This window comes from Agarivorans sp. (assembly GCF_050295395.1).
Lineage (GTDB): Bacteria > Pseudomonadota > Gammaproteobacteria > Enterobacterales > Celerinatantimonadaceae > Agarivorans.
The window spans coordinates 1-5,528 of the sequence record NZ_JBNKPP010000119.1 but is presented as its reverse complement, the minus strand read 5'-3'; the positions used below and the strand labels follow the sequence as shown (position 1 = coordinate 5,528).

The following is a 5,528-nucleotide window of genomic DNA, read 5'->3' as shown; positions in this document are numbered from 1 at the left end:
ACATTGCCGGTGAGTTTTGGCATGTGTCCCCCTTGTTAGAGCGCCTTGGTTATCGGGTTCTCAGCTGTATGTCTGGCGATACCCGTTTCCACGAGATTCAAACCATGCACCGCGCCGACGCCGCCATGGTAGTGTGTTCGCGTGCGCAGATTAATGTGGCGCGCATGCTACAAGAACGCTGGAACATTCCTTGGTTTGAAGGCAGCTTTTATGGCATAGAAGATACCTCGGCATCCTTAAGAAACTTCGCTAAGTTGGTCAACGATCCGCAGTTAGTGGTGGAAACCGAAGTATTAATTGCCGAACAAGAAGCCCAGATCCGTGAGCAATTAAAACCCTATGTTGCACGCTTAAGCGGCAAGAAAGCCTTGCTTTATACCGGCGGGGTGAAGTCTTGGTCGATAGTCTCTGCCTTGCAAGAATTAGGCATTACCGTAGTAGCGACCGGCACTAAAAAATCTACTGCTGCCGACAAAGCCCGCATTCAAGAAATAATGGGCGACGATGCCTTAATGCTGGATGAAGGCGGGGCACGTAATCTACTGGATACCGCCTATCAACATCAGGCCGATTTGATGATAGCCGGTGGCCGTAACATGTATACCGCGCTGAAAGCCCGCCTGCCGTTTTTAGATATTAACCAAGAGCGCGAACACGCCTATGCCGGTTATCAAGGCATGCTGACTTTTGCTGAAGAACTCTGCCGCACCCTAGAAAGTGCCATTTGGCCCTTAGTGACCAGTTCAGCCCCGTGGTTAGACGATTCAGCGCTGAGTGACAACAAGGAGCAACAATAAGATGAAACCTTCAATTCATGTCAAACGTAGTGCCTTAGTTGAGCAGCCCTTAAAAACCAGCGCCGCTACTGGTGCAACTTTAGCGTGTATGGGGCTAGGCAAGGCCATTCCCTTAATGCATGGCTCTCAGGGCTGTGGTGCCTTTGCCAAGGTTTATCTTATTCAGCATTTTCGCGAACCTATTCCTTTGCAAAACACCGCTATTGACCAAATCGCGGCGGTGATGGGCGGCGACGACAACTTATTTCAGGCCATTAAGTTATTGTGCGAAAAGCATCAGTCTGAGCTGATCATGGTGATGACCACCGGTTTAACCGAAATGCAGGGTTGCGACTTAGAACGAGTGGTGCGCGAGTTTCGCCAAGCTTGTCCGCAGTTTGCCGCTACTCAAGTCGTGACAGTCACCACACCAGATTTTAGCGGTTCTATGCAAACCGGATTTGCTTCGGCTGTGGAAGCCTGCATTCAACAATTGTTAGTGGACAAAAGCGATGTTATTCAGCCTAAAGCGACTTGTGCCGAGCAGCTTAATGTATTTTGTTCGGTGGCTTTAACTAGCGCTGATGTGGAATTAATTGAACGCTACTGCGAAGCCTTTGGCTTTAGCCCAATATTTGTTCCTAAATTGAGCGACTCCTTAGATGGTCATTTAGCGGCGGGGGATTTTGCGGTCACCACCACTGGCGGCACCAAACTAAGCCAGCTATCGGCCTTAGCCAATAGTGCTGCCAGTATTGTAGTTGGCGAGTCGATGCGTGGCGCGGCAAACATTCTAGAGAAACACTTCGCGGTACCCAGTCACTTTGTTGGCATGGCCATGGGCATGCAAGAAACCGACAAGTTGGTGATGCTGTTAAGCCAACTGTCGGGCAAAGCGGTGCCGCAATGGCTTACCCGCCAGCGCCAACGCCTGCAAGACGCCTTACTCGACTGCCACTTTATTTTATCTGCCAGTTCTTGTGCCATGGCCTTAGAGCCTGATGCTGCCTTAGGTTATAGCCAGCTTCTCAGTGAGGTTGGTGCGGTGCTCGATACCTGCGTTACCACCATAAATTTGCCAGCGCTAAAACAGCTTAAGGCTAAACAGGTGGTAGTGGGGGATTTGTCAGATTTAAGTGAACGAGTGGCCGATTATGCCTTGGTGGTAGGCAATACCCATTGCGCCAATTTATGTGAGCCTATAACGCCGGTACTGCGTGCGGGTTTCCCTTGTCACGACCATTATGGCAATAGCGATATCTTGCAAGTGGGTTATGAAGGAGCACGTGCGCGTTTATTCGCCATGGCCAATTTGCTTAAAGCGCATCATCAAGATGAAGTGGCGGCACATTACAGTGATTACCGCTTTGAACCCGAAAGCTGCCTGCAAACCGCGATTAATTAACTAGAGGGTGAAGAGATGGAACGAAAGCTCACCGTTATCGAAGACAATCAGCAGCGTGAGCACGCCTTTATGGTGGCCTTTGCCAGTGAGAGCAAGCAATGGGTTGATCAACATTTTGGCAGTGCTCACACCTTTCTAATCTATGGCTTTGGCGAACAGCATATTCAATTACTAGAAGCGCTGCAGTTTGAACGGGCCAAGCCCGGCCACGATAAGGGCCGTTTAAGTGAGCGAATCGAAGCCTTAAGCCAATGTGCTGCGGTATTTAGCAATGCCTGCGGCCACAGCGCTAACCAAATGCTGCAACAAGCAGGGGTGCGCAGCATGATGGTAGATAGCAATGTTGATTTAAGCAGCCTATTAAACAACATCCACCAGCAGTTTGTGCAGCAGCCACTGCCATGGATGAAGAGTAAACAACAGCCAGAGTTGCAGCTAGAACGGCTTAACGAGCTGCTCGACGAGCCTTGGTAGCAGCGTCTTGGAAAGGATTTTTTATAAACTAAGGAAAGAGAAATGAGTGAAAAGAACTACATGGGTTTAACCCGGGACGGCACCCCTTGGGAGCCTCAGTTTGTTACAGCCCTTGATCAAAATGCCTGCATTGGTTGTGGCCGTTGTTACAAAGTCTGCCCTCGTGATGTGTTTGATTTAGTTGAAAAAGAAATCGATGAAGATGATGACGCTTACGATGATTACGAAGATGATGTAGTGATGGTGATGAGCCTGAAAAATGCCGGTGATTGTATCGGTTGTGCAGCGTGTTCTACGGTATGCGCTAAAAACTGCCACACCCATACGCCAGCCAGCGCGTTGCTGTAATTAGGAGTTATCATGCCTCAGGTAAGCTTAACGGTCCGCAGTTTGTCAGATAACAAAGTAGTGTTGGAAGGACAACGCCAAAGTACTTGTTCATCCTGTGCCAGTAAGGATACCTGTGTCACGGTGAGTCACGAGCAAAGCAAGCTGTTACTTGCCGAGCTTGAGGCTAATGATAACTATGCTGTTGGTCAGCAAATTAACCTACATTGCCAGGATAGCTTTTTACTTAAAGCGGTGTTGGTAATGTTAGGTCCCGCTTTGTTGGGCTTAGTGGGTGGGGCTTTATTGTTTAATCTGCTATTCGCTTCGGTGTTACCCGCGCAGGTTGATTATTTAACCATTATCGGCAGTGCTGTTGGCTTTCTTTTGGGCTTAATCTTGAGTCGCCGCCTTGGCCGCTCATTAAAACAACAACTCAAATTACACTTGTCGCTAAAAGCGACAAACTAGTGTCGCAAATCTAACAACACTCTCCGTTAATGTGACTTAACTCACATCTAAATACCGCGTTATTACAATAAAAATCCTTTAATTTCAGCGCCTTAAAATATTTCACAGAACGGTATTAGCTTTGCAACAGTAACTGTAGGTACTAACCCGTTGTTGATGAGTTTACTGTCTACGAGCAAGAAACGCTGTGTTTTAGGTTCCCAATGGCTTATCAACACTCTGTCTAGAACAGTAATGTTGTCTCTTCACAACGGGTTATTACCACCACCAATTAAAACCACCAAATTAAGAACAAACAGTGGGGTAGCGTATGTGGAACTATTCAGAAAAAGTAAAACAGCATTTCTTTACACCTAAAAATGCCAAGGCAGTAGACCATGCAAACGCAATTGGTGATGTTGGCTCTATCTCTTGTGGAGATGCTTTAAGACTAAGCCTTAAAGTGGATCCTGATACCGACGTTATTGAAGATGCCGGATTTCAAACCTTTGGTTGTGGCAGTGCGATTGCCTCGTCATCGGCCTTAACCGAAATGATCATTGGTCGCACTATCGACGAAGCCATGACCATTACCAACCAAGATATTGCAGATTATCTAGATGGCCTACCACCAGAAAAAATGCATTGTTCGGTGATGGGCATGGAAGCCTTACATGCTGCTGTAGCGCAGTATCGTGGCGAAGAAGTCGCCGAAGAACATGAAGAAGGTGAGTTGATTTGTAAGTGTTTTGCGATTGACGATGCACTGATTAAACGTGTGGTAGCGCAAAACAAACTCGAAACCTTAGAAGAGGTGATTAACTACACCAAAGCAGGCGGCGCTTGTGCGGCTTGCCACGAAAAAATTGAATGGGTATTGGAAGAATGTTTAGGCGCGCCTTTGGCCGAGCCAGAAGCGCCAGCACCTGCGGCCAGTACTGCTAATACCATTGTTGGTCGGATCCGCTTAATTGAACAAGCCCTAGACCAAGTTCGCCCACAGCTGCAAGCCGATGGCGGCGATGTGCAGCTATCGGATGTGGAAGACGACATGGTGTTTATCACCCTCACCGGTGCTTGCTCAGGATGTGGCTTATCGGCCGCAACTATTGCGATGATTGAACAAAAAATCAGCCAAGTTCTTGGCGAAAACATTACTGTTTACCCCACTGGCTCAGCTAGCGTAGCTTAAGGAAAAGATTATGAGCACAATTACCACGCTTAACTCCAATACTCAGCTGGCTTACTTAGACAATAACGCCACCACCCAAGTAGCCCCTGAAGTACTACAGGAAATGCTGCCTTATCTGAGTGAATTTTACGGCAATCCTTCATCTATCCATCAGTTTGGCGAGCAAGTGGGTAAGGCCATAGAACGGGCTCGAGTACAGGTACAAAAACTGATTGGAGCCACTCACAGTAGCGAAGTGATCTTTACCTCTTGTGCTACCGAGGCGACTGCTACGGCGATTAATTCGGCCATTGAAGCCTTTCCAAATCGCAAAGAGATCATCACCTCGGTGATCGAGCATCCTGCTACTTTAGAGCTTTGCCAAATGTTGGAGCGCAAAGGTTATACAGTACATTGGATCGGTGTAGATAAGCGCGGCCGTTTAGATATGGAAGCCTACAAACAAGCGCTTAGCCCCAACGTGGCCATCGCCAGCTTTATGTGGGCTAACAACGAAACCGGCAGTTTATTCCCTATTCGCGGCATGGCCGAGCTAGCCAAGCAACATGGCATACTATTTCATACCGACGCTGTTCAGGTGGCGGGTAAGTTACCTATTCAAGTAGCCGACAGTGGCATCGATCTATTATCGATTTCTGGTCATAAGTTTCATGCACCCAAGGGTGTTGGTGCCTTGTATTTACGTCGTGGCGCTAAATTCAGACCGCTACTGCGCGGTGGTCATCAAGAGCGCGGTCGCCGCGCCGGTACCGAAAACTGTAGCGGTATTGTGGGTTTGGGTAAGGCGGCAGAGCTAGCCACCATTGCCATGGAGCAAGATAGCGCACGCATTAAAATGATGCGTGACCGGCTGGAAATGGGCCTATTGGCACGTATTCCTAACTGTTTTGTTACTGGCGATCCT

At 48.2% G+C, this 5,528-nt stretch carries 7 protein-coding genes; all 7 read left to right on the top strand.

Features of this window, described 5'->3' with window-relative positions; genetic code table 11:
* Positions 1-797: nitrogenase component 1 (locus tag ACQY6Q_RS07000; protein WP_427979516.1), on the top strand; the 797-nt coding region annotated here is incomplete at its 5' end.
* Between the two features lies 1 nt (position 798).
* On the top strand, positions 799-2,181 hold the full coding sequence (gene nifN / locus ACQY6Q_RS06995; RefSeq protein WP_427979514.1) for a nitrogenase iron-molybdenum cofactor biosynthesis protein NifN: 1,383 nt from the start codon (positions 799-801) through the stop codon (positions 2,179-2,181).
* A gap of 15 nt (positions 2,182-2,196) precedes the next feature.
* Positions 2,197-2,655 (top strand): NifB/NifX family molybdenum-iron cluster-binding protein, encoded by a 459-nt coding sequence (locus ACQY6Q_RS06990; protein WP_427979512.1) that lies wholly within the window; start codon positions 2,197-2,199, stop codon positions 2,653-2,655.
* A 42-nt stretch (positions 2,656-2,697) separates the two neighbouring features.
* Complete coding sequence (gene fdxB, locus ACQY6Q_RS06985) at positions 2,698-3,003, top strand: ferredoxin III, nif-specific (RefSeq protein ID WP_427979509.1); 306 nt, start codon at positions 2,698-2,700, stop codon at positions 3,001-3,003.
* A 12-nt stretch (positions 3,004-3,015) separates the two neighbouring features.
* Complete coding sequence (locus ACQY6Q_RS06980; RefSeq protein WP_427979507.1) at positions 3,016-3,453, top strand: SoxR reducing system RseC family protein; 438 nt, start codon at positions 3,016-3,018, stop codon at positions 3,451-3,453.
* Positions 3,454-3,763: 310 nt separating this feature from the next.
* Positions 3,764-4,624 carry a Fe-S cluster assembly protein NifU gene (nifU, locus tag ACQY6Q_RS06975; RefSeq protein WP_427979505.1) on the top strand — a complete coding sequence of 287 codons (861 nt, stop codon included), beginning with the start codon at positions 3,764-3,766 and terminating at the stop codon, positions 4,622-4,624.
* A 10-nt stretch (positions 4,625-4,634) separates the two neighbouring features.
* On the top strand, positions 4,635-5,528 hold an 894-nt coding region (locus tag ACQY6Q_RS06970), incomplete at its 3' end, for an aminotransferase class V-fold PLP-dependent enzyme (protein WP_427979503.1).

Excerpts from the sequence above, each read along its gene's own strand:
- nifN (WP_427979514.1), top strand. The coding sequence starts at position 799 with ATGAAACCTTCAATTCATGTCAAACGTAGTGCCTTAGTTGAGCAGCCC.
- ACQY6Q_RS06990 (WP_427979512.1), top strand. The coding sequence starts at position 2,197 with ATGGAACGAAAGCTCACCGTTATCGAAGACAATCAGCAGCGTGAGCAC.
- fdxB (WP_427979509.1), top strand. The coding sequence starts at position 2,698 with ATGAGTGAAAAGAACTACATGGGTTTAACCCGGGACGGCACCCCTTGG.
- ACQY6Q_RS06980 (WP_427979507.1), top strand. The coding sequence starts at position 3,016 with ATGCCTCAGGTAAGCTTAACGGTCCGCAGTTTGTCAGATAACAAAGTA.
- nifU (WP_427979505.1), top strand. The coding sequence starts at position 3,764 with ATGTGGAACTATTCAGAAAAAGTAAAACAGCATTTCTTTACACCTAAA.